Below are 24,100 nucleotides of genomic sequence, written 5' to 3' on the forward strand. Positions count from 1 at the left end.
AAATTATTTGTTGTTATTGAGAATCATTTTGACGTTTGTACATCCACAGTAAGCCAGATTTCATTAAACGTGCAATACGTCCTGTTACTGTAGTATCGGCTAAATGAACAAAGCCTTGCTTCTTCCCTAAAGAACCCATGAATCCTTTTAGTTTGATTGGAGGCATTTTTTCAAGAAGTGGTTCATTTCTCCAACGCTTGCTTAGAACTTTTACGATGTGTTCAGCTTGTTCTTCGGCTAGCTGTGCACTTGCCGGGAGGTCAGAAGAAGCACAGTCACCCACAACAAAAACATTTTCATCATCGATTAACTGGAAATATTGATTGACGATCGGACGTCCTTTTCGATCCTTTTCCGCATCCATCTCACGAACAATTTTTACTGGCTGTACACCGGCTGTCCAAACAACTGCATCTACTTCAATCACTTCCTCATGATTGTGCAGACGCGTTGGTTCAACTTTAGTAATGTTTGATTTTGCAATCACTTCAACATCATGTTTTATAAACCAGGCCTTAACATAGTTGCTTAATTTTTCTGGGAAATCACGTAAAATCCGTTCAGAACGGTCAAATAATTTTATCTTCAAATCAGAGCGACTTTCACGCAATTCACTTGCCAGCTCAATTCCACTCAATCCAGCTCCAACGATTCCGACTACAGAACCTGGCGGCAGACCTAAAAGCTTTTCAAATGTAGTTCGTGATTTTGCTATTGTTTGTATACTAAAACTGTTCTCTTGTGCTCCCGGAACATTATGGTAATCATCCTCGCAGCCAAGACCAATGACTAAGTCATCATAAGAAACCGTTTGGCCATCTTCTAAGTAAACAACTTTTTCTTTTCGGTCGATATTGGCAATTTCGCCATAAACTCTATTTAGTCGCTCATGCTCCGGAAACTTTACACGTACATCTTTGTCGGTAGTCGTACCGGCTGCCAAAGCATAGAATTCCGTTTTTAAGCTGTGGTGTGGTGTTCGGTCCACTAAAGTAATGATTGTGTCTTCTGGAAAGTTATTTGGCAATAAGCGCAACAAGATACGCATATTCCCATACCCTCCACCTAGTAAAACTAGTTTTCTCATAAAATACTCCCCTATATCTATTGATGATTGTGTTAGGTAAAAATTGTTCACAATTTATCCATAAAGAGTATAACTTATTGTGAGATATTTCACAATATCTTTCCGTAAACTTTTGTGAAAAGTTTCACAAAAACTCATTCATTGACGAAAACTTAAAAACAGAGTAGCATGTCAATGTGAGGTGACAACTGCGTGAATCCATTAGTAGAATTTTGTATTAGCAATCTAGCAAATGGTGCTCAAGAAACTTATGAAGTTTTAGAAAAAGACCCAAACATTGATGTTCTTGAATATGGGTGCCTAAGCTACTGTACTTTGTGCGACCGAAGTTTATATGCGCTTGTTAATGGTGATATCGTGGAAGCTGATACACCTGAAGAGTTAACAAAAAAGATTTATCAATATATTGAAGAAAATCCACTTTTTTAATTATAAGGAACTATCCTATTAAAAATTCCGCGCACAATTTGTACGCGGAATTTTTTTGCATCTCTCACAACTCTTCAATACAATATGTAGGTTTTTGTTCTTTTTGCAATACGATTTCTGTTTGGACAACTCCCGTGTTCACATGGATCGTATCACAGCCAAACCGGATACCACATAATATATCTGTGTCATAATTGTCTCCAATCATGACCATATCTTCCTTTTGAAACCCATACTCTTGCTGAATCACTTCAAGCATTACTGGTGAAGGTTTCCCTACATAGATTGGCTCCACTTGTGCCACATTTGCAACCAGATTCACAAAGGAACCGTTCCCTGGCAGAAACCCTAGCTCGGATGGAAAACGAATATCCTCATTTGTACCGATTAATTGTGCGCCTGCTTGAACAGCTAGTGAAGCTTTGACCAACTTCATATAATCTACTGTTCGGTCAATCCCCATCACCACTACATCGGGACGTGCCTCATCCGTATCTACGAGATTTAGTCCCTGTGCTTCAAGAGCAGAACGAATCCCGTCTGAACCAACCATAAAGATGCTTGCTTCCTTAAAGTGCTGTACAACATATTTTGCCGTAGCCAAAGCACTGGAATAAATCCGGTTTGTCGGAGTATCAATTCCTATTTCAGCCAAGACCGCCTGCAATTGCTCTGGTGTTTTTGAAGAATTATTCGTAACGAAGAAATAGTCCAACTTTTCTTTCTGCAGTTGATGAATAAAACGGACGGCTGAATCAATTCCCTTTCTCCCACGGTAAACGGTTCCATCTAAATCAAAACAATAGGCTTTATACTTTTTCATTCAGCATTCTCCGGTAGAAAAGCTGAGACCGGACCAAGCTCGTTTTCTAGATAATTTGCAACAAGAGGTGAGAACTGTTTAATAGCCCCTAAATTGCTTGTAAGCACTTTCAGAACAACTTCATTATCTACTTCTACAAATTCTCTTACTAACATTTTACGCAAGCCTACAACCTCTTTTAACGGCTTTTCCATCTTAGCGGTAATTACTTTTTCATCTAGCAGGATATCGATAATATCTTCATAGCTCCCTGGATCACGCATAATGAACCCATCAATGATCAAGTTTCCAACATCCATTAACGCTTCCATCGTATTATGGCCAATACGTTGCAAGGCAAGGACTGTAATATCATTTTGTAACCAATTTTCCTCTTTTTCGAAAATTGCAATCAGCTCATCCAGATGTTTTAAAGTTACTGAAATTTTATTACGATCGACAAAGTACATAAATGGTTCCCCCATTATAAAAGTTGATAGTTATTTCTCTTATATAGTAACATATTCTATAGAATCGGAAGGGGACTTATACAATATGGAGCGTTTTTTCTTATATGATGATGTAGAAGAGTCAAAAACTAGATTTGTCAGCTTCACTGGCAAGAAATTGCGATATGATTTAGCTATTATGCAATCCTCTCGTTTTTTTGGAAAAGTGCTGGTTTTGGATATGCAAATGGGCCGCTTTGCGATAATCGGACCTGATGATGTTGAAGAACCTGGATACCTGGAGCATGTCTTCAATAAAACGGAAGAAGAAGCTGAAGATTTACGCGAATACTTAAACGAATTATTGGCCTAACAAAAAAGACACTTGATGGATATTCATCAAGTGTCTTGTTATTCTGTTGGCAAAGCTCTATAAAGTGCTTTCCACTTCCCCGTGACATTTAAACCTCACTAACTTTCTAGGCTCATAAAATCAGCTCTCGACTTCCTCAGGAGATTCAGGAATGGCTTCTGCCGCAATTTTAGATGAAGACTCTAATTGTCTTGGCGCTTTCCCAGTTTTTCTAAGGATGAAATATGCACAGCCAAAGTTGCAATATTCATATAAATAATCTTCAAAAGTGCTGATTCTCGTATCAAAAGTTGCTTTTTGATTTTTATCTTCAAAAAATCCTTTTAGACGAAGCTGACCGTATCCCCAATCGCCAACGATATAATCGTACTTTGTCAGGATATCTGAATATCTGGCCAAGAAGGCATCCTCTTTAAAACCCTCCCGGACATTTTCGATAATTTCATAGGTATATCCTTCAGCTATAATCATCGAAACTCCTCCTATCTTGACAACCCTCTAAAAGTTTCTCTATTTTAAACTTTTTCAGCTTGTAATTGTCTTGTTTTTGTTGCTTCATTTACTTGTTCATCCGCATGATAGCTACTGCGAACCAAAGGACCAGCCTGACAATGTTTAAAGCCTTTTTCCATCGCAATTTTTCGAAGTTTTCCAAATTCTATCGGTGTATAGTATTTTTTCACCGGTAGATGTTTCTTTGATGGCTGCAAGTATTGGCCAATTGTCATGATATCAACATTGTTCGCTCTTAAATCATCCATAACTTCTAAAATTTCATCCCATTCTTCCCCTAAACCAATCATAAGCGATGATTTAGTAGGAATGTCCGGCTGCATTTCTTTCGCTTTTCTTAAAAACTCCAAGGAACGATCATATTTTGCTCGTGCACGAACTCTTGGCGTTAATCGACGAACTGTTTCAATATTATGATTTAAAATATCCGGTTTGGCATCCATCAACAGCTTTAGGTTTTCTTCTACTCCCCCAAAATCTGTAGGCAGTACTTCCACCGAAGTTTGAGGTGATTTTCGGCGAATAGCTCTTACCGTTTCGGCTAATACCCCAGCGCCCCCATCTTTTAAATCATCACGTGCCACCATTGTAATAACAATATGTTTTAAATTCATAATTTTAACTGAATCTGCAACACGCTCTGGTTCTGCTAGATCCAATTCAGTTGGAAGGCCTGTCTTCACTGCACAAAAACGGCATGCACGTGTACAAACATCTCCAAGAATCATCATTGTTGCTGTTCTTCTTTCACCCCAGCACTCGTGGATATTCGGACAGCGTGCTTCTTCACAAACCGTGTGCAGGTTCTTTTCACGCATTAATTTTTTTAAGCCTTTATATTCATCATTTGTATTTAATTTTATTTTCAACCATTCTGGTTTTCGTAAGATTTGCTCTTTCTCGTTGGCAGGTTTACTTGTCATTGCTATTCATCCCCTATCAATATTAGAAAACTTGGCTTGTCGAAAGACCTGAAGCGATCAGCCTTAGATGTACTCATGCAAAACTAGGAGTTGTTATTTCTAATTTTTGCTTAAAAAATACAATGCTGTTGTCAATGTAACATATTATTACAATCGAAAACAACTAACTTTCGCTAAGTTATATCATCAACTTAAAAACATTTTACCACTAATTCATAGGGACAGGAACCTCAATGGAAGGCTGTGCTCCATCTGCTCCATTTGTATAGATATGCGGGACTTGACCTCGTACTAAACCGATTGCTACCGGAATGGTTTGCTGTACTGTCGATTGTTGGCTCGCAAATGGAATAATGATCTGGACATTTACTTTCAAGTCAATATTAACTTCTACTTTTGCATTGTTTATGCCAAACTCTGAAATGGAGGTTTTTACATCACTCGCTACATTCCCTATGATATGGAAACGTATTGGCACTCTCGGACCCAAGTTTCCGAGTAAAGGTAGATTGAGGGCTTGGGCAATCGGAACGAAGAAGACAATGCCATCCCCCTTTTGAATTTCGCTTACGTCATATTCCACATTTTCCAGATCTGGCAGTTGTGATAAGTCCCCCTGTTCTGCCAACTCCAAATGTTCCTTTACTAAGGCCGTCGTTTCTGCCCTGACTTGGTTAATAATTTCAGTATTGAATTTTGTCGTTACCATATAATCTGACTCCGAAGGCAAATCTTCTATAATTTCATTTACATCTAATACGCTGGAGGTTCTCGAATTAATCGCCTTACTTACTACATGAGCTGCAATTTTTTCCGTTTGCACTTCTGCATAATCAACATACGTAGGCATTAAGCGAGCATTCAATATGTACAAGAACAATATAATTCCTATCCCGAAACCGAATGTGAACAACGTAAACCTATTGGACAGTCTACGCCTTTTCCCCTTCTTTACCACTGTAAACATCATTCTCTTTGGACGACGAGAAAACAAAAAAATCTCCTCCTGCTCCAATTTATGAACAGGAGGAGATAACTATTCAACTTCTCGAACATATTCAGTATCCACCTTTGCTACGGATACAGTAGGTTCTTCAATCAAATTAAGCGTATATGTAGTTTTTAATATTTGATGGTCTTCCTCGAAAATACGCAGGCAAGGCAGGGCTGAATCTTCACTATTTTGGTTTGCTACAACTCCGCGGCGACCGTCAGTCAACTCTAAAATGGTCCCATTCGGATAATGGACAACCGACTTTTTCAATGCATCAACTACTTTTGCATCAAACATCGTCCCTCTTCCTGCTTCGATAATAGCGATTCCTTGGGAAGGAACCATTTTTTTGCGATATACACGATTTGAAGTCACGGCATCAAATACGTCGGCAACTGCAATTATTTTTGCATATGGATGAATCTCATAATCTACAAGTGACCGCGGATAGCCACTGCCATCCAACCGTTCATGGTGCTGGAATGCACAGTGGGCGACAAGTAGAGAAACAGTATGTAAATTTCTTAAAATATCAAATCCCGATCTAGCATGTTGTTTCATCATTGTAAACTCTTCATCCGTCAACCGGCCTGGTTTAAACAAAATTTCTGCGGGAGTGACCATTTTCCCTACATCATGCAAGATTGCACCTATTCCAATTGTTCTTAGATCGCTCTCCGAATAGCCCATTTCCTTTGCAATAGCCAGGGAATATAATGTGACTTGGAATGAATGCTGGTAAATATATTCATCGTATAAAAATGTATCCGATAAGATCATTAAAATTTCTTCACTATTGATGATGGAGTTTAATAGATCATCGACTAATTTGCCGATTTCTTTGGTTTGCTTATCGATTACCAGCGATGCTGATTTCTGGTCCAGACCTTTTATTTTATAGAAAGTATCCGTGATTTGCTTCACTGCTTTCTTTCTTACAGCTAATGGAACAGTTTCCTCGACTTCAATACCCTCCGAAATCTTGTCTTCAATATACACATATTGGATGCCTAATTGTTTTAATCTGCCCACAAGCACATCCGTGACAACAACATCTTTTTGTATTAGTGGAAGCCCCGCCTCGTTCCAGATAGTTCTGCCGATAACCATCCCTGTTTTAAGCACATTGATTGATATTAAACGCATTCCTTTTTACCTCAATTCCTGTGTTTGAAATACATCCTATTACGATAATTATTATGGATTAAATTAATCTTTTGCCATATTCGATTAATATATCTCTTAAGAATAATGGCAGATAGTATTTTTTCTTAGCATATTTAAAGTTTGGAAAGAAGTACCCGAAAGTAAACATATCTAAAGTTGCCAGCTTATAATGTCGATCCAAATCAACCACTTCACCGCCCACTATAAGTTCTCTTTGTTTATTCATTGAAAATTGATAAGTAAGCATTTTCCCAAAAATAGATCCTCTAAAGCCAAGACCCTTTAATTCGATGTTCGGCCATTGTTCATTTTGGGCTTGTATAAACACTTCTTTCAATTCTCTTCCTGATAATTCGATAACACATATATTTATCGGATGAGGTAAAATTTTATGAATATCATAATTGGTAATTATACCTTTTTTTAAACTATCGAGTAAGATTCCCGCATTAAACATCGTGCAATCCGCCTCGGTAAAATCAAGGACTGCTTCTGCGAAAAGTTTTGATAGCTGTGAATAATGGAACCATTCTTTATTGTAGTTTTTGTTTGTTTGAAAAATCGGGGTTTGCAGGAGCAGTTTTCCTTGCTCCGCCAGGTTCGCAATAAACAATGCTTCCCCTTCTTTTTCCGGAAGGATACTATTTTCAATGACCTCTTCTTTTTTGCTTATTAATTTTTGCGTGGCATGATCAAATTGCATTGTTAAATGACCTGTATAGAGCCCAAACTTGCCACACCCCGTTAATAAAACGTTATTGACCATTTTTCCTTCTTCCAATAGATGATGTGTATGTGAACCGAATATAACATCGATACTTGGACATTCATCCGCTAATAGTTCATCTTCCGAAATGCCTAGATGTGACAAGCATACAAGAATATCTACTTGTTCTTTTAAATGATGCGCCAATTGTACAATCGTTTGTCTCGGCTCAATAATATGCCAATTTAACTCATTATAAAATGCCTCATAGATAGCCGTTGCTCCGATAACACCTATTTTTGTTCCATTTTTTGTTTGTAAGATCGTATATGGCTTCAACCATTTCGGTTTATTTCCACTAATGGGCTCAATATTTCCTACAACAACCTCAAAATTGGCCTCATCATAAAGAGAATGCAATTCCTCAAAAGATAAAGTGATTCCTTCATTATTACCAATTGTCACAACATCATATTGTGCTTCATTCAGCAATTGGACATTCCCCTTGCCAAGTGTGGCTTCTGTATATATATTGGAACGGTCGAGGTGATCTCCTAAATCAAATAAGAAACTTGGCTCTCCTGCTTTTGCAAACTCCAAACGTTGAGTTTTAATATGGTCTTGCATTCGCTGCCAATATTCAAAGTGGCTATGTACATCATTGGTATGAAAAATATGAATCGTCTCAAGCAATTGGAGCACCTCCTCGAATTTAAAATAAAATAATCAAGTATACTTGGTGTAGTTAACCAATACTTCCATATCGCCACCGCATCATCAGCAAAGGTTAAAATAATCCTTCAATAATTGAGCGTACACCTATTAGGAACATGACAATTTGCAATACGAAAACAACCGTTCTTGACTGCATTCGTTTATTTAAAGATGAACCTACTTTAGCCCCTATATAGGCTCCCACAATAACTGGAATTGTATAAATCCAAGGGACATTGCCTAAATAAATATGGCTTGCGGAATTGACGATCGAAGATAAAAACACATTGAACATCGAAGTTGCAACTGCAATATGTGGTGGGAACAAGAATAATAGGACCATTGCAGGTACAAGTAAAGAGCCGCCGCCAATTCCGAATAGCCCGGAAACCAACCCCACTACAAAAGTGAAGGCAGTCGCGAACCAAATAGGATAGCCATAAACAAATTCATTGCCCTCTTGGTCGATAAAATGCGTTTTCTTCCCATGATCTACAAACCATCGAATAGGCTTTAATTTATCTCGAATAAATAATAAGATCGATAAAAAGACCAGAAAGATCCCGAAATATAAATTGAAGGAAGGCAAATCTAATCCTCTATTGAGCCATGCACCTAAAACAGTTCCGGGAATGCTGCCTATAAAAAAGATAAAACCGCTTTTAAAGTCCACCTGTTTATTTTTCATATAGGATAGAGTTGAAGAAAGCCCTATAAAAATCATCATAATAACAGATAGTCCAACTGCTCTTTGTGGTGTAATATCAGGGAAAAAACCGAGATTAATACCGACAAATATCGTTGCGGGAATTAAAATAACCCCTCCGCCCAAGCCTACAAGGGACCCTAAAATGCCGGATGCCAAGGCAATGATTGCTAATAAAATGTACTCCATCAAAACTCTCCTTCAAAGAAATCGAGCTGCTTTGGAGAAAGACCATCAAAGTCAAGATTCAACATTCGTTGCAGGGTTTTTGCATTGTCTGCAGCGTGGTGCCCAGAATTATTATTGAATAAGATGTATACCTCTTTGCAAAGCTTCTCAAGAATTCTAATTTTATTTGCAAGATCCGTTAGTTCTTCATCATTATAATCGTAAAGAAAACGAACTTCTCTCCAATTTTCCGTAGAGCCGGAATTTCGCCACCCATAAACGTTTCGTCCATGTATTCTGACAAGGGCCTTGTCGGTTGTTGCTTCTGCAACAAAAGGCACCGAACCTACACCTGCCTGTGGCTCATCACAAACAGTGTGAATGAACCCTAGTTCTTTTAAGAAACGGATTGTTTCATGCTTTCTGTCCGTGCTATACCAAGTTCGGTTACGAAATTCGATGGCAATCGGAAAGTCGCCTAACTGTTGTTTTACATAGCGGATATACTGCACATTTTTTGCCGAACAATCAAACCAAGGGGGAAACTGTACTAAAATCATTGCCAATTTGTCGGCACTTTGAAATGCATTTGCACACTGTCTGAACGCTTCAAACATTTCACTGCGTGTTTCGTAAGGATTATCATCTCTTAAATGACCTGTCATCCCCTGATAAGCCTTCACGACAAATTTGAATGACTCCGGTGTTTCATTCACCCATTTCTCGATATTCTGCTGTGAAGGGATTGCATAAAAAGATGTATCCAATTCCACTATCGGAAAGTGGCTGCTATAATCAAAAAGTTTATCGCGTCTAGTTGAATTCGTACGATAAATCGAAGGGTGATCTCCCCATCCTGTTAATCCAATTTTTATCATATTTTATTCCTCTATTTTACCTTATTTTCACTTTCTTTATGTACTATCCATGTAACCTTTATATTAAAGTATAAACGATTTAACATAGAAAATCACAACTAGACCAATAGTGTTAATTGACTACTTTACTGTTAATTACTTAAGATTCGACCTTCTTAATATAAAAAAAGTTCGATTACGCGTAAGGCGTATACCGAACTTTATCTGAATTACATCTATAGATTCTTTACATCTAGTTATTTAAGTTTTTGGCAGTGCTGGAAAAATTATAAATCTGGTAAGTTCAATATATCCATAAACCTATCTATACCGATTCCTCCCAAGTAGTTATCGACTTTTTTATATCGAAAAGTCCTCTGGAATAAACACTCTCAACTGTTTTGGACGGATATAAACAGTATCGCCATTATTAATATTCAATTCTCTATAATGTTCTTTTGGTATTTCTGCTTCTAAGTATTCGTCTACATCCTCACGCTTTAATTCAATTTGGACAATAGGCCCAACCATATGGATATGCACAATCTTAGCTGCGACAGTTTCATTATTTAATGGCTCTTTCTCGATTTGGATATCATGTGGGCGAACATACCCAACTGCGTCATCATAAGAATCCAGATAAGTCGGAACATCAATTTCAAATTGACCTTGAGTTAGCTTTCCTTTATGCAAACGTCCTCTAAACAAATTGACATTCCCCAAAAAATCATACACAAAAGGACTATTTGGGTGTTCATAAACTTCTTCCGGCGTTCCAACCTGTTCGATTTGTCCATTATTCATGACGATAATACGGTTAGCAACATCAAGTGCCTCTTCTTGATCATGTGTCACAAAGATACTTGTTACATGGAATTCATTGTGCAGTTTACGCAGCCAGCGACGCAGCTCTTTTCGAACCTTTGCATCCAGGGCACCAAATGGCTCATCTAATAATAATACCTTCGGTTCTACTGCCAATGCGCGCGCTAATGCTACACGTTGGCGTTGACCACCAGAAAGTTGAGAGGGATAACGGTCAGCAAAATTATCTAACTTAACTAATGCCAAGAGATCTGTCACTTTCTTGCTAATCTCTTCTTTTGACGGGCGAGTTTTACGTGGACGTACTTTTAAGCCATAAGCCACATTATCAAACACCGTCATATGTCTAAATAATGCATAATGCTGGAATACGAATCCTACTTTTCTTTCCTTTGGACTTACATTTGTAATATTTTGTCCATCAAACAAAATGGCCCCTTCATCTAAACCTTCCAAGCCAGCCAAGATACGTAATAGGGTTGTTTTTCCCGAACCCGATGGACCTAGTAGTGCAATCAGCTCCCCCGATTCGATATCAATTGAAATATCCTGTAAAGCTTGAAATGAACCGAAAGTCTTTGAAACCTTTTGAATATGAATGCTCATTTTTAAACCTCCCTATACGTCTTTTGCTTTCCACTCAATTATATTTTTAATAATGATTGTAATGATTGCCAGAATGGACATGAGTGAAGCGACTGCAAATGCTGCTGTAAATTGATATTCGTTATATAAAATTTCGATATGCAGTGGCATGGTATTTGTCATCCCTCGAATATGGCCTGATACAACGGACACGGCCCCAAATTCTCCAATCGTCCTTGCGTTACATAATATTAATCCATACAATAAACCCCATTTAATATTTGGCAATGTCACAAAGAAAAATGTCTTCCAACCGCTAGCACCCAAGGAAATCGATGCTTCCTCCTCTGTGATTCCCTGCATCTGCATTAATGGGATAAGCTCTCTTGCAACAAAAGGGAATGTAACAAACATTGTCGCGATGACAATGCCTGGTAATGCAAATACAATTTTTATATCATTTTGAAATAGCCACTCTCCAAATAAACCTTGAGCACCGAATAATAAGATAAATACTAAACCAGCTATAACCGGAGAGACCGCAAACGGTAGATCGATCAATGTAATTAATACATTTTTTCCTTTAAAGGAGAATTTCGTAATTGCCCATGCTGCCACGATTCCAAAAATTGCGTTTAAAGGAACAACGATTAATACGACCGTTAATGTTAATTTTATGGCTGCCAGAGCATCTGGATCTGCAATGGAGGCTACATAAGTTGCCCATCCTTTTTCCAAGGCTGTGACAAAAATTGAAACTAAAGGCAAAATTAAAAATAGTGCTAGAAAAATAAGTGAAATTGTTATTAACGACCATTTTACAAGTGCTGACTCCTGTAGAGCATACGACTTTGTGGCTACATTCCCGACTTTTAAAGAAGTTTCTTGTTCAACTTCTAAGGGTTTTGTCATAACTTTTCCCCTCCTTATTTCAGATTAAATTTCCGATTTGTATACCATTGAATAATGTTGATCAGTAACAATAAGACAAAGGATGTAATAAGCATTACCGTTGCAATTGCTGTAGCCCCCACATAATCGTACTGTTCTAGTTTCGTCATAATGATTAGTGGCGTAATTTCGGTTTTCATCGGCATATTTCCCGCTATAAATACCACTGATCCGTATTCACCAAGAGAACGAGCAAATGCTAATGAAAATCCTGTAATAATAGCTGGCAACAACTCTGGGAAAATTACCTTGGTAAAGGTTTGAAGTCTTGTTGCACCAAGGCTTGCAGATGCTTCTTCAATTTCACTGCTAAGATTTTGCAGCACTGGCTGTACAGTTCTCACGACAAAAGGCAATCCAATAAAAGTCAGTGCTATAATAATTCCGAGCGGTGTAAATGCAATTTTAAAATCAAAAAACTGCCCGACCCAGCCATTTGGCGAATATAAAGTTGCAAGGGCAATACCAGCAACTGCTGTTGGCAAAGCAAATGGTAGATCTACTAAACCATCTACTATCCGCTTCCCTGGGAACTGATAACGAACTAGTACCCATGCAATAATCGTTCCGAAAATCACATTTATAATACCTGCAGCTAATGCAGTTCCAAAACTTAATTTATAGGATGCAACTGCACGAGGATCTGCGATGGTTTCCCAAAACTCACTCCAGCTCATTGATAAAGTATTAAAGAATACCATTGATAACGGAAGTAGCACAATAATACTTAAATAGAGCATCGTGTACCCGAGTGTTAAAGTGAAGCCAGGTATAATCGTATTCTTTTTGCGCTTTTTTAAAGTTAGTTCCATATGTACCTCCTTTAAATCTTATTAATTCATTTCAAATAATTTAAAATGTATGTAAGGAGGTTCCAAGATAGGAAGCCTCCTTTTTGGCATATCTAAATTTAGAAATTTACGCCTCTTTTAATCTATTGATAGATTTCGTCAAACGTACCACCATCTGCAAAATGCTTCTTTTGTGCTTCTTGCCATCCACCGAAATCTTCAATTGTTATTAAATCTAAAGATTGGAATTGATCACTATATTTCTCTAAAATCTCTTCATTTCGAGGGCGGTAGTAATTTTTTGCTGCAATCTCCTGACCTTCATCTGAATATAAGTACTCCAGGTAACCTTCCGCTACTTCACGGGTACCTTTTTTATCAACAATCTTGTCAACAACTGCAACAGGAGGCTCCGCCAAAATACTTAGAGAAGGTGTTACAATTTCAAATTCATCCACACCTAATTCATTGATTGAAAGATAAGCTTCATTTTCCCACGCGATTAATACATCGCCAATTTCTCGTTCAACAAATGTTGTTGTTGAACCACGGGCACCTGAATCTAGAACTTCCACATTTCCAAATAATTGCTTCATGAAGTCCTGGATCTGTTTTTCATCACCATTGAATTTTTTATCTGCATAGCCCCATGCAGCTAAGTAATTCCAACGTGCTCCACCACTCGTTTTTGGATTTGGTGTAATAACCGACACATCGTCTCTTACCAGGTCATCCCAATCTTTAATACCTTTGGGATTACCTTTACGAACAAGAAATACCATTGTAGAAGTATACGGAGAAGAATTATATTCAAATTCTGTTTGCCAATCCTCATCCAACAACTGACGTGTTTGGGCAATTTCATCAATATCGTAAGCTAGTGCCAGAGTTACAACATCTGCTTCAATTCCATCAATGACAGCACGGCCTTGTTTACCTGAACCACCATGTGATTGCTGGAATGATACATCTTGACCCGTTTGCTCTTTCCAATGGTTTGCAAAAGCTTCATTGAATTCAACATATAACTCACGTGTTGGATCATATGAAACATTTAAAATTTCGACTTTCCCCTCACTATTTGCCTGTGAGTCACCGCCACAAGCTGATAAAAGCAAACTTGCAGTAATGGCACTAGCTAGTAATACAGATTTCTTTTTTTTCCTCATCTTCTATATCCCCCTTTAAAAAATAAAAAGGTTGCATTCATTCCCTTTGAAAGGAAATGGTGCAACCTTCAGTGTGTCTGATCGGCATATATTTTTTTTGTGCAGCAAAACAAAATGCACGCTATATTTGAAATATACATTAATAAAACTTTTCCGATAAGTCAACAAGGAATTAGAAAGTTTTCTTAAAATTTTAATAACTGAAAAATTAATTTGACTATTTCTACAAAAATAGTATACTTTAAAAAAAGAAAGACATTCTTTGGTAATTTATTGCATAGTAAATGAATAGGCATTGCTGACTAGAAACACTAGAGGCGTTTTAATGTGACCCATCTTTTTTTGGAGTTGTATTAAAACGCCTCATTTTATTTTAAGGAGGTACTTTATGCTAACTTATACTAGTTGGAGCGATACATCGCTTCAATTTGAAGTAGATGAAGTCTATAAAGGTGCTTTAAACGTGTTGGAATGGGCCTACGCTCACTATGGTGATGAAGTGGTGTATGCATGCAGCTTTGGGATTGAAGGAATCGTGTTAATCGATTTAATCTCCAAGGTAAAACCAAACGCGAAAATACTCTTTTTAGATACAGATGTTCATTTTAAAGAGACCTATGAAACAATTGAAAAGGTAAAACAAAACTATCCGGACCTGCGAATCGAACTAAAAAAACCGACACTTACTTTAGATGAGCAAGCACAGCAATTTGGCGAAGAGCTTTGGAAAACAAATCCAAACAAATGCTGTGATATCCGAAAATTAACGCCGCTTCGGGAGACTTTAAGTGGTTCAAAAGCCTGGATTTCCGGCCTACGCCGCGATCAATCCGAAACGCGTCAAAGTACCGAATTTATCAATAAAGACAATAAATTCGAATCAATCAAAATCTGCCCTCTGATTTACTGGACTTGGAAGGATGTTTGGCGTTATGTCAGCAAACACAACTTAACGTACAATCCCCTCCATGATCAAAATTACCCTAGTATTGGCTGCCTGCATTGTACAAAACCCGCCTTTACAATGGATGATTTACGCTCTGGAAGATGGTCAGGTTCAAATAAAACGGAATGTGGTTTACACGACTAATAGAAAACTAGATTAGGAGGAAATAATAAATGAGCTTACAACCACACGGAGGAAAACTAGTTCTAAACTTTAACCCAAATGCATCATACGAAAATGTAGTAAAGGAAATTCAGCTTGATGCAATTGCATTAAGTGATCTTGAATTAATCGGAATTGGTGCATACAGCCCGATTGATGGATTCTTAGCCCAAGAGGATTATGAAAATGTAGTTCAAAAAATGCGCTTGGCTTCTGGCACGGTTTGGAGTATTCCAATCGCTCTGCCCGTCACTAAAGAGGTTTCGGCAACGATAGAAATTGGTGAAAAAGTAAAGCTGACTTACAACGGTGAAGTGTATGGACTGATTGAAGTCAACGATATTTATACACCAGACAAAGAAATTGAAGCTCGTTTAGTTTATGGAACAGATGATTTAAATCACCCTGGTGTTAAGAAGCTATTTGAACGAAATCCGGTTTATGTTGGCGGGAAAACAACTTTGATCAAAAAGTCAGAGAAGCAATTCCCTACTTATAGCTTCGAACCAAGTGAAACTAGAGAAATTTTCGCTGAAAAGGGCTGGAAAACAATCGTTGGATTCCAAACAAGAAACCCTGTACACCGTGCCCATGAATATATCCAAAAAGTCGCCCTAGAAACAGTGGACGGTCTATTTTTAAATCCTTTAGTCGGGGAAACAAAATCCGATGATATTTCCGCTGAAATTCGCATGGAAAGCTATGAGGTTTTATTAGATCAGTACTATCCAAAGGAACGTGTTCAATTAGGGGTATTTTTAGCCGCAATGCGTTATGCAGGTCCAAGAGAAGCCATTTTCCATGCGCTTGTTCGTAAAAATTATGGATGCACGCACTTTATCGTTGGTCGCGACCATGCAGGTGTCGGTGATTACTACGGAACATATGATGCGCAAGCGATTTTTGAAAACTTTGAGCCCGAGGAAATTGGCATAACACCTTTAAAATTCGAGCATAGCTTCTATTGCACTGCTTGCGAAGGGATGGCTACAACAAAAACATGCCCACACGATGCTTCTTCCCGCATTATTTTATCAGGTACAAAAGTGCGTGAAATGCTTCGAAACGGTGAAATTCCACCAAGTACATTCAGCAGAAAAGAAGTCATCGAAGTATTAATTCGCGGTCTACGAAAAGAAGTCCATTCATAAAAAGAGGTGTAAAAATTTGAGTTCAAATATTGTATGGCATGATGCCTCCATCAGCAAATCAGAAAGAAAAGAAAAAAACAACCACCATAGCTTTATCCTATGGTTCACCGGACTATCGGCTTCCGGCAAATCCTCCATTGCAAACGCACTAGCAAGAGTGTTATTTGAAAGGGGCAATCAGACCTTCGTATTGGATGGTGATAATATTCGCCACGGGTTAAACAAAGACTTAGGGTTTGATGAAGACTCCCGAAAAGAAAATATCCGTAGAATCGGAGAAGTATCCAAGCTTTTTGTAGAGAGTGGCCAAATTGTGTTAACTGCCTTCATCTCCCCTTATCAAGAAGATCGTGATGTTGTTCGTGCATTAGTGGAAGATGGAGAATTTATCGAAGTCTATGTAAAATGCTCGGTTGAAGAATGCGAACGCCGCGATCCAAAAGGTCTATACAAAAAAGCACGCAATGAAGAAATTAAAAACTTCACTGGAATTAGTGCACCATATGAGGCACCAGTAAATCCAGAAATTGTAGTGGATAGCGAAAACTTTTCTATTGAAGAATGTGCGAAACAATTAATTCAAATTTTAACAGAAAAAGAATATATCAATTAAAAATATCCATTAAAAAGTTGGAAGCTGTTCATTTGTCATTGAAGACAAATTGAACAGCTTCCTTTTAGTCATGGAATGATATCATTAATTTCTTATAATCTCGGATCAACCGGATCTGACTCCATCGCTAAGGTTCCAAGGACGCACTCATGAACTCTTTCAATCGATTCGCCATTAATGAGTCTTTGAATTCCTTCTATACCTAAAGCAAACTCTTTTAAGGCATGCTTTTGCTTTTTACCAACATTGCGTTTTTTTAACCTAGTCAAGTTCTCCGGCTCCAGATAATCCATGCCATAAATGATGTGGAGATATTTTCTGCCTCTAACTTTGATGGCAGGCTGGATTAGCCTTCCCTTATATTTCGAAATAAATGTTTCCGGCTTAATCACAATTCCCTCATGACCATCACTTGTTATCTCACCCCACCATTGAATAACCTCTTCTTCATCTGCCCTATCATTTATGACCATATATTCCGTTTCCACAAAGAGCCTGTCCATTAACGAAAATGCCTTGTTCATCTCCATATGCCAGGTATGCGGCTTATTGAAGAAGGTTTCATGACTATGCGCGAGTATGTGGAAAGGAGCAATTTGAATTTGATCAATCTCATTGATTTCCCAGCAATATTTTTGGAATACATCCTTGAATACACGGGCATTTGCGAGCTTATCCTCATACTCTTTGAGCCATTTAGCCAAATCCACATTGCTTCCTGCAGCACTTTCAATCTTATCCTTTAATAAGCCGCGATCTAGAATTGCATTTTCAGCTACATGTGCATACTGACTGCTAATCAACTCTTTCGCCTTTAGATTCCATGGCATGATCTCGGCATCCATAAGAAGGAATTCTGTATTATGTTTATTAAAATAATCATTAGCTGTTAAGCTTTCATTAATTCTCGAAAGTATTTCGCCCTCTGTTGCCATATCGAAGAATCTTCTGCCTGTACGTGTATAGATTACTCCGAGGGTTTCACGGCCAACGTATTTACGACCTACCTCTGAATCTTTGAATAAAAATAAAATTCCCCTACTGCCCATATGCTTCTTTTCTGCAACCATCCGTTCAACCCCCATACTTCGGTAGTAATCAATTGCTTCTTTGGGATGTTCAAGATAATTTTTCAGAGCAGAGACAGCTGGTGTTGGACTCATCGTTGGTGGAATATAAACCAACCCTTCAATCGGGACTGTATAATGAGACACCGAATCGATAGTGGAAAGTGCATATTCTTTAGGTATTTTAATCTGCCCCAGTTCATTGGTTGACACCGTAAATCCACCGATAAATTTAGCAATGTTTGGTGGGTTCAGCCTTTTCTTTTTCAATTCCATAAGAGGGTTATTTAGTCCCTCATAATAATCTTTTTTAGCTTGAACAGCAACAAATTCCTTTTCGGGATAACGAAAAGCCGTCAACTCTCCTCCAAAAACCACACCCTGGTCAATATTAATTGTATTGTTAATCACAAGTGGCTTCGGCTTTGGGTCATGTCCCCAAACAATTAAAGTGCTTGTTTTATGATGAATTGTCCAGTCTTTCCGAATCGGTCTTCCAGTTTCATTTACTCCTTCATGATCACCGTATCGGCAGAAATCGCTGATGTCATCAGATTGTTTGCCAATAAACTCATCCTTGATTCCCGCATGGGTACAGACCAATGTTGGTATCCCCTGCTTTGTCAAAACATAATGAGAGGGTGCTTTTAGAAGAAAAGTCTTGAGCTCATGTTTTAATTGTTCGATTTTCTCTTTATCTTTATATTGCTTAAAGTCTTCGGCAACAAGCTCGTCCCCGTGAGCCAAGGTCACATTTTTGCCATCTAGCCACCTTGCAATTTTCCATCCATGATTGCTGTCAATCATATAAGCCAGATTCTCATTAACATGATGCAAGAAAAAGCTCATCGTTTTTAATGATTCCGGTCCCCGGCTCATAATATCCCCAAGTGACAGGAACTTTCTTCCTTCTGGATGAACATACAGTTCTTCAGCATTCTTCTCATATCCTAATTGTTCAAGCAGCTGAATCATTTCATCATAACAGCCATGGATATCCCCGATAATGTCTATTCCATTTTCGATTTCCAGGTACAGTGGGTTGCTATTTCTCCTACTCACTTCAGTTTCATTCGTATCGGAGATAAAATAGGTCTCTAAATAACCTTCTTTTTTAATAAAACGTTTCTCTCTTTTAAATACTTGGTACTGCTGCTTAATTCGTTTAGTGCCCCTTGGATTTTCTCGCTTTTTATCCCGCTCCAGGAGAACATCCTGATTTACATCCAACACAAGAGTTACCACTGGTACATGGTGTTTTTTGCCAAATTCAATATACCTTTTTCGGTCATCAGGATACAAATGTGTCGCATCAACAAAAGTTAGCTTGTTAAGCCTGCATCTTGCTTCGATGGTTGCTTCCATAAGTGAAAATGCCTCAGCAGAGATTCTTTGATAGTCATTATATAAACTTTCCGAGACGTCTTTCCACCTATGAGCCCAATCAATAAACTCTAGATTACTCACTCTCACTCTAAATTCATCAGAGCTTATAATTTCAGAAGGAAGAATTTGACCTTTATCTATTAATTGCTTCAGAAAGGTTGATTTCCCGCTATTTGAAGGGCCTACGAGTAAAACTATGCCTGCATAAGGTAAAACTATCTCCACGTTTTATACCTCCCTTCTCGTAAATACAGCCATCTGTGTAGGAGTACCGTACTGCTCGTGTTCCTCACCTATCCCTTCAAACGAGATGTCGTATTTACTTTCTTCATCTTGCTTTTTGCTCCATGTTTGGAATTCCTCTCTCGTCCATTCAAAGCGGTGATCTGGATGTCGGTATCCTTCATCCATTCCATATACTGCGTTATATTCCTGGTTTGGTGTGGTCAATAGCAACACTCTTGGTCGGTATTCCTGCAAGATTATCCTCATGATTTTGGGTAGACGGTCTTCATCGATATGTTCGATGACTTCACAAAGTATCATAATATCCTTGTTCTTCAATCGCTCATCATAGTAAAAGAGGGAGCCCATTACTTGTTTTGGCATAACGAAATTCTCTTTCTGTACTACTTTTTCATATCTCTTAAGGGCCTTCAGGTTTTCGGATTCGGACGGTTCAACGGCCAAGATTTCTTTAACCCCATCAACGAAACCTAATTTTTCAGATAGCTTTCCTTCCCCTGAACCAAAGTCCACTATACTCTCCCTGAAATTTAATTGATTAACTCTTCTGACTATTCTTTCGTAGCGAAGGTCATTTAGCCTACTTTTAGGTTCTGTTTCAGTTTTGAGTTCGGGTACAGTTTGCTTTTCTACCAAATTGTACAATTCTTCAAATCGCAATGCTCTTCGCAATATGAACTCTCTTAATGGGTGTTGATCAAGCCACCCCTCACCGTATCGTTCAATCTTCCCGACTTCCTTTTCATCGATATAATAATGCTTATAATTGTCTAAAACCGGAATTAGCACAAAAAGCTGCCGAAGTCCCATCTGAAGAGTAGTCATACCTTCTAACGTAATGTATCTCGCAGTACTTACCCGTTTAAAATCCATACGATAATCAACCTCGCCATAAGTAATCGCTACATCATAACCTAAAGGCTGAAATAAATCGAGAAGCTCGTTATCTGTTAGTTGAGAAGCTACCGGTCCAAAACTAAATTGGAGGGAGAACGGATGATTCACCCATGGCTCATATTCTTCGGTTGGTTTTCCATTCAGCGCGGTTCCCAGAGCAGTTCTTATAAAGGTACAGAATATACTGCTCACTGCAAATTCCCGGTCGTTTATATAAGAGGTAATATCGTAGGCTTCAGAATTATTCCTCGAAAGTTCAATTGGATCGGGCGTCACAAATATAGTAACTTCCACTTCATCATCCGTAAATTTACTAAAAAACATTCTTACTAAATGGCCACTTACATTTCTCTCGTAAAGATTATTTGGATTTTTGGCCAACAGATAGGACAGTACATTCACATCCTGACCTGTCCCTCGTATCGTTAATTGCATTGTGATTTGCCACCTACCTTCTAAACATTCCATTTTCCTACAGCATAACATAAGACATTAATGGAGTTCTATTTTGGAGTTGACGAGTTGCTTTCGGCTAGTACCGCTATATATCGCGGCTATTTTATGAAGTACTTTTGCTATGTAATCCCTTTACGGGTAGTGCTTCATTCTCATAACGATGCACTTTTCCTGGGTAGTTCCTTGATAAGAAGTGCTTCATTCTCCTAATGTTGCACTTCTCTACGGTACCCCTTTTCCTAGAAGTATTTCACCCTTCTTTCGATGCGCTTTTCGTGTTTGGTCCGTTGACGAAAAATTTCAAAATAGATAATTCCTCTTTGATTAACGGTCCATCAATATTATAAGTTAATGGTTTCTAATTCCACATTTTTATTTAAGAACCCTTTTATTTTTTTTCAACATATACTGTTTAGAATCTGACCTAAAGGAGTGAAAATGCATGGGATTTTTCCAACCCGAGGGAACAATGGCACCGCAATTCCCCCCTCCACCTTATGTACCGCCTAAACCTTCTGTATCCTATATGATTGACTGTGTCTATCAAAACACATATGTGTGGCTTTGGAATGGGGAGCAATTTTGGTTCTACCCTACTCGAGTTGAATATGGTGAAGTATCTGGATATAGATGGAATGGTGTCTTCTGGCAGTTTTATGGGATAGATCCAAGATTGATAGAAGCTGTTGCCTGCCCTCCTACCCCCACTTTATATTAAAATTCATAATAACCAATGTCCTTACCTCAAGTGAATAATACAACTATACTAAAAGAAATTGGACCTACTGAATTCATAAACTCCAGTAGGTCCTTGGTTTAAAAGTCGAATATCATATTATATATTAGTAGCCATAAGGTCGGTTGTACGGATATCGATAGTATGGTTGATTATAGTACGGATATCGGTAGTACGGCGGGTAGATTGGGTAAATAGGGAAGAATGGGAAAAACGGGTATTGATAACGTGGACGTCTTCTTCTTCGATGACGTCTTCCATAGCTGTCATAATCATAATCGTAATCATCATCTCTGTAATCTTGGTATCCATCATATTGCCCGAAATTTTGCATAATACTCCTCCTTTTTAATTCGATATAGGTTATGCCAGTTCCCTATAAGGTTACTAGACTCTTGCCTAGGAAAAATTTGTTTAACCGGCCTAATAAACACCTGTTCACGAATACAATAAACCGCCTTCCCCTATTGGAAAGGCGGCTTACTCCACGTTAACAACTTTTAATTGTCTGTAGAAGATTTATTAATACCCCATAAATGATGCACCAACAATAATCAATAAAATGAATAGAACAACAATCAATGCGAATTGACTGCCGTAGTTTTTGCCGCCTTCATAGTTTGACATAATTTCACCTCCCTGAATTCGATATTTTATCTTATGGATTTGTCAAAGCATGTGGAGGGATAAAAGTGGAAAATATATAAAAAGATTTTTTAAAAATAAAAGACCAAGCAAAATGTGCTCAGTCTTTATGTCAAAAAAAGGGTCTTCGAGCATTAAGAATGTCCCGAAAACCCTTTTTATCAATATTTTGAAGCTATTAACCGATTGAACCTTCCATCTCGAACTTGATTAGGCGGTTCATTTCTACTGCGTATTCCATTGGTAATTCTTTTGTGAATGGCTCGATGAAGCCCATTACGATCATTTCTGTTGCTTCACCTTCAGAGATACCACGGCTCATTAAGTAGAATAATTGTTCCTCGGATACTTTAGATACTTTTGCTTCATGCTCTAAAGATACGTTATCGTTTAAGATTTCGTTGTAAGGAATTGTATCAGATGTTGATTCATTATCTAGGATCAATGTATCACATTCGATGTTTGAACGTGCACCAGTCGCTTTTTTACCAAAGCGAACGATCCCACGGTAAGTTACTTTACCGCCCTGTTTAGAAATCGATTTCGATACGATTGTTGAAGATGTATTTGGTGCTAAGTGAATCATTTTGGCACCTGCATCTTGGTGTTGCCCTTTACCCGCGATTGCGATAGAAAGTGTCATACCACGTGCACCTTCACCTTTAAGGATACATGCAGGGTATTTCATCGTTAATTTTGAACCGATGTTGCCATCAATCCATTCCATTGTCCCGTTTTCTTCAACAACAGTACGTTTTGTAACCAGGTTGTATACGTTGTTTGCCCAGTTTTGAATTGTTGTATAACGGCAGTATGCATCTTTTTTAACAATGATTTCTACTACTGCTGAGTGAAGTGAGTTGGTTGTATACACAGGAGCTGTACATCCTTCTACGTAGTGTACACTTGAACCTTCATCCACAATGATTAATGTACGTTCGAATTGACCCATGTTTTCAGAGTTAATACGGAAGTACGCTTGAAGTGGAGTGTCCAATTTTACACCAGGTGGTACATAGATAAACGATCCACCAGACCAAACAGCCGAGTTAAGTGCAGCAAATTTGTTGTCTGAAGCAGGGATTACAGTACCCCAGTATTGTTTGAAGATGTCTTCGTTTTCACGTAATGCAGAATCTGTATCCTTGAACACGATTCCTAGATCTTCAAGATCTTTTTTCATGTTGTGGTAAACCACTTCAGATTCATACTGAGCAGATACACCAGCCAAGTATTTTTGTTCAGCTTCAGGAATACCTAATTTGTCAAATGTCGCTTTAATTTCTTCAGGTACTTCATCCCAAGATTTTTGAGTTGCTTCGGATGGTTTTACATAGTAAGTAATTTCATCGAAGTTTAAAGCTGAAAGGTCGCCACCCCATTGTGGCATTGGTTTAGAGTAGAAGATTTCTAGCGCTTTTAGGCGGTAGTTTAACATCCACTCGGGTTCTTCTTTCATTTTTGAAATTTCACGTACGATTTCTTCAGTTAATCCACGTTTTGAACGGAAAACTGATACGTCTTTATCATGGAAGCCGTATTTGTAATCGCCGATATCAGGCATTTTTTTTGCCATTTTATTCTCC

General features: G+C 38.2%; 25 protein-coding genes. 6 read left to right on the plus strand and 19 right to left on the minus strand.

Annotation, left to right across the window (positions count from 1 at the left end; genetic code table 11):
* Nucleotides 1–13: 13 nt before the first annotated feature.
* On the minus strand, nucleotides 14–1,087 hold the full coding sequence (locus tag QYB95_RS05050) for an NAD(P)/FAD-dependent oxidoreductase (protein ID WP_301137131.1): 1,074 nt from the start codon (nucleotides 1,085–1,087) through the stop codon (nucleotides 14–16).
* Nucleotides 1,088–1,279: 192 nt separating this feature from the next.
* On the opposite strand from QYB95_RS05050, the gene QYB95_RS05055 reads away from it, so the two are divergent.
* A complete protein-coding gene (locus QYB95_RS05055; RefSeq protein WP_301137132.1) occupies nucleotides 1,280–1,516 on the plus strand; it encodes a YuzB family protein in 237 nt (78 codons plus the stop codon).
* A 64-nt stretch (nucleotides 1,517–1,580) separates the two neighbouring features.
* On the opposite strand, the gene QYB95_RS05060 is transcribed toward QYB95_RS05055, so the two are convergent.
* Nucleotides 1,581–2,339: a TIGR01457 family HAD-type hydrolase gene (locus tag QYB95_RS05060; protein ID WP_301137134.1), complete on the minus strand. Its 759-nt coding sequence runs from the start codon at nucleotides 2,337–2,339 to the stop codon at nucleotides 1,581–1,583.
* On the minus strand, nucleotides 2,336–2,788 hold the full coding sequence (locus QYB95_RS05065) for a DUF86 domain-containing protein (protein ID WP_301137135.1): 453 nt from the start codon (nucleotides 2,786–2,788) through the stop codon (nucleotides 2,336–2,338). Before QYB95_RS05065 ends, QYB95_RS05060 begins: the two co-directional genes overlap by 4 nt.
* 85 nt (nucleotides 2,789–2,873) lie before the next feature.
* Between QYB95_RS05065 and QYB95_RS05070 the strand changes: the two genes are divergently transcribed.
* Nucleotides 2,874–3,140 carry a DUF3055 domain-containing protein gene (locus QYB95_RS05070; RefSeq protein ID WP_107936889.1) on the plus strand — a complete coding sequence of 89 codons (267 nt, stop codon included), beginning with the start codon at nucleotides 2,874–2,876 and terminating at the stop codon, nucleotides 3,138–3,140.
* A gap of 120 nt (nucleotides 3,141–3,260) precedes the next feature.
* Here the strand turns inward: QYB95_RS05070 and QYB95_RS05075 are convergent, their stop codons facing one another.
* The 11 genes from QYB95_RS05075 to QYB95_RS05125 all read right to left on the minus strand — a co-directional run bounded on the left by QYB95_RS05075 (nucleotide 3,261) and on the right by QYB95_RS05125 (nucleotide 14,209).
* Nucleotides 3,261–3,611 carry a YutD family protein gene (locus QYB95_RS05075; protein ID WP_301137138.1) on the minus strand — a complete coding sequence of 117 codons (351 nt, stop codon included), beginning with the start codon at nucleotides 3,609–3,611 and terminating at the stop codon, nucleotides 3,261–3,263.
* Between the two features lie 44 nt (nucleotides 3,612–3,655).
* Nucleotides 3,656–4,576: a lipoyl synthase gene (gene lipA / locus QYB95_RS05080; protein WP_301137140.1), complete on the minus strand. Its 921-nt coding sequence runs from the start codon at nucleotides 4,574–4,576 to the stop codon at nucleotides 3,656–3,658.
* Nucleotides 4,577–4,784: 208 nt separating this feature from the next.
* Nucleotides 4,785–5,570 carry a sporulation protein YunB gene (gene yunB / locus QYB95_RS05085; protein WP_301137143.1) on the minus strand — a complete coding sequence of 262 codons (786 nt, stop codon included), beginning with the start codon at nucleotides 5,568–5,570 and terminating at the stop codon, nucleotides 4,785–4,787.
* A 42-nt stretch (nucleotides 5,571–5,612) separates the two neighbouring features.
* Entirely contained in the window at nucleotides 5,613–6,716 is a 1,104-nt protein-coding gene (locus QYB95_RS05090) for an HD-GYP domain-containing protein (RefSeq protein ID WP_301137145.1), read from the minus strand.
* Between the two features lie 58 nt (nucleotides 6,717–6,774).
* Nucleotides 6,775–8,136 carry a bifunctional metallophosphatase/5'-nucleotidase gene (locus tag QYB95_RS05095; protein ID WP_301137146.1) on the minus strand — a complete coding sequence of 454 codons (1,362 nt, stop codon included), beginning with the start codon at nucleotides 8,134–8,136 and terminating at the stop codon, nucleotides 6,775–6,777.
* Nucleotides 8,137–8,230: 94 nt separating this feature from the next.
* Nucleotides 8,231–9,052: a sulfite exporter TauE/SafE family protein gene (locus QYB95_RS05100; protein WP_301137149.1), complete on the minus strand. Its 822-nt coding sequence runs from the start codon at nucleotides 9,050–9,052 to the stop codon at nucleotides 8,231–8,233.
* Nucleotides 9,052–9,909, minus strand: coding sequence for a DUF72 domain-containing protein (locus tag QYB95_RS05105; protein WP_301137150.1), 858 nt, complete (start codon nucleotides 9,907–9,909; stop codon nucleotides 9,052–9,054). Before QYB95_RS05105 ends, QYB95_RS05100 begins: the two co-directional genes overlap by 1 nt.
* A gap of 339 nt (nucleotides 9,910–10,248) precedes the next feature.
* Complete coding sequence (locus QYB95_RS05110; protein ID WP_301137151.1) at nucleotides 10,249–11,319, minus strand: sulfate/molybdate ABC transporter ATP-binding protein; 1,071 nt, start codon at nucleotides 11,317–11,319, stop codon at nucleotides 10,249–10,251.
* A gap of 12 nt (nucleotides 11,320–11,331) precedes the next feature.
* Complete coding sequence (gene cysW / locus QYB95_RS05115; RefSeq protein WP_301137152.1) at nucleotides 11,332–12,210, minus strand: sulfate ABC transporter permease subunit CysW; 879 nt, start codon at nucleotides 12,208–12,210, stop codon at nucleotides 11,332–11,334.
* Nucleotides 12,211–12,224: 14 nt separating this feature from the next.
* The gene (gene cysT / locus QYB95_RS05120; RefSeq protein ID WP_301137153.1) at nucleotides 12,225–13,061 is read right to left on the minus strand and encodes a sulfate ABC transporter permease subunit CysT; all 837 of its coding nucleotides are present in this window, start codon (nucleotides 13,059–13,061) and stop codon (nucleotides 12,225–12,227) included.
* A gap of 122 nt (nucleotides 13,062–13,183) precedes the next feature.
* Entirely contained in the window at nucleotides 13,184–14,209 is a 1,026-nt protein-coding gene (locus tag QYB95_RS05125) for a sulfate ABC transporter substrate-binding protein (RefSeq protein ID WP_301137155.1), read from the minus strand.
* A 388-nt stretch (nucleotides 14,210–14,597) separates the two neighbouring features.
* Here QYB95_RS05125 and QYB95_RS05130 point away from each other — a divergent pair, with 388 nt between their 5' ends.
* The 3 genes from QYB95_RS05130 to cysC are packed head-to-tail and all read left to right on the plus strand — an operon-like array spanning nucleotide 14,598 to nucleotide 17,081.
* A complete protein-coding gene (locus tag QYB95_RS05130; protein WP_301137156.1) occupies nucleotides 14,598–15,299 on the plus strand; it encodes a phosphoadenylyl-sulfate reductase in 702 nt (233 codons plus the stop codon).
* A gap of 29 nt (nucleotides 15,300–15,328) precedes the next feature.
* On the plus strand, nucleotides 15,329–16,468 hold the full coding sequence (gene sat, locus QYB95_RS05135) for a sulfate adenylyltransferase (RefSeq protein WP_301137158.1): 1,140 nt from the start codon (nucleotides 15,329–15,331) through the stop codon (nucleotides 16,466–16,468).
* 16 nt (nucleotides 16,469–16,484) lie between these two features.
* Nucleotides 16,485–17,081: an adenylyl-sulfate kinase gene (gene cysC, locus QYB95_RS05140; RefSeq protein ID WP_301137159.1), complete on the plus strand. Its 597-nt coding sequence runs from the start codon at nucleotides 16,485–16,487 to the stop codon at nucleotides 17,079–17,081.
* Between the two features lie 92 nt (nucleotides 17,082–17,173).
* On the opposite strand, the gene QYB95_RS05145 is transcribed toward cysC, so the two are convergent.
* Both QYB95_RS05145 and QYB95_RS05150 read right to left on the minus strand, forming a co-directional pair.
* Nucleotides 17,174–19,759, minus strand: coding sequence for a polynucleotide kinase-phosphatase (locus QYB95_RS05145; protein WP_301137160.1), 2,586 nt, complete (start codon nucleotides 19,757–19,759; stop codon nucleotides 17,174–17,176).
* 3 nt (nucleotides 19,760–19,762) lie between these two features.
* Complete coding sequence (locus tag QYB95_RS05150; protein ID WP_301137162.1) at nucleotides 19,763–21,112, minus strand: 3' terminal RNA ribose 2'-O-methyltransferase Hen1; 1,350 nt, start codon at nucleotides 21,110–21,112, stop codon at nucleotides 19,763–19,765.
* Nucleotides 21,113–21,575: 463 nt separating this feature from the next.
* Here QYB95_RS05150 and QYB95_RS05155 point away from each other — a divergent pair, with 463 nt between their 5' ends.
* The gene (locus QYB95_RS05155; protein ID WP_301137164.1) at nucleotides 21,576–21,851 is read left to right on the plus strand and encodes a transporter; all 276 of its coding nucleotides are present in this window, start codon (nucleotides 21,576–21,578) and stop codon (nucleotides 21,849–21,851) included.
* Between the two features lie 124 nt (nucleotides 21,852–21,975).
* Here QYB95_RS05155 and QYB95_RS05160 read toward each other — a convergent pair whose 3' ends face one another.
* The 3 genes from QYB95_RS05160 to sufB form a co-directional block, all read right to left on the minus strand.
* Nucleotides 21,976–22,203 (minus strand): spore coat protein, encoded by a 228-nt coding sequence (locus QYB95_RS05160; RefSeq protein WP_301137165.1) that lies wholly within the window; start codon nucleotides 22,201–22,203, stop codon nucleotides 21,976–21,978.
* 188 nt (nucleotides 22,204–22,391) lie between these two features.
* Nucleotides 22,392–22,496: a YjcZ family sporulation protein gene (locus tag QYB95_RS05165; protein WP_301137167.1), complete on the minus strand. Its 105-nt coding sequence runs from the start codon at nucleotides 22,494–22,496 to the stop codon at nucleotides 22,392–22,394.
* 196 nt (nucleotides 22,497–22,692) lie between these two features.
* A complete protein-coding gene (sufB, locus tag QYB95_RS05170) occupies nucleotides 22,693–24,090 on the minus strand; it encodes a Fe-S cluster assembly protein SufB (protein WP_301137170.1) in 1,398 nt (465 codons plus the stop codon).
* Nucleotides 24,091–24,100 lie beyond the last annotated feature (10 nt).

The organism is Ureibacillus aquaedulcis (assembly GCF_030418165.1).
GTDB classification, from domain to species: Bacteria; Bacillota; Bacilli; order Bacillales_A; family Planococcaceae; genus Ureibacillus; species Ureibacillus aquaedulcis.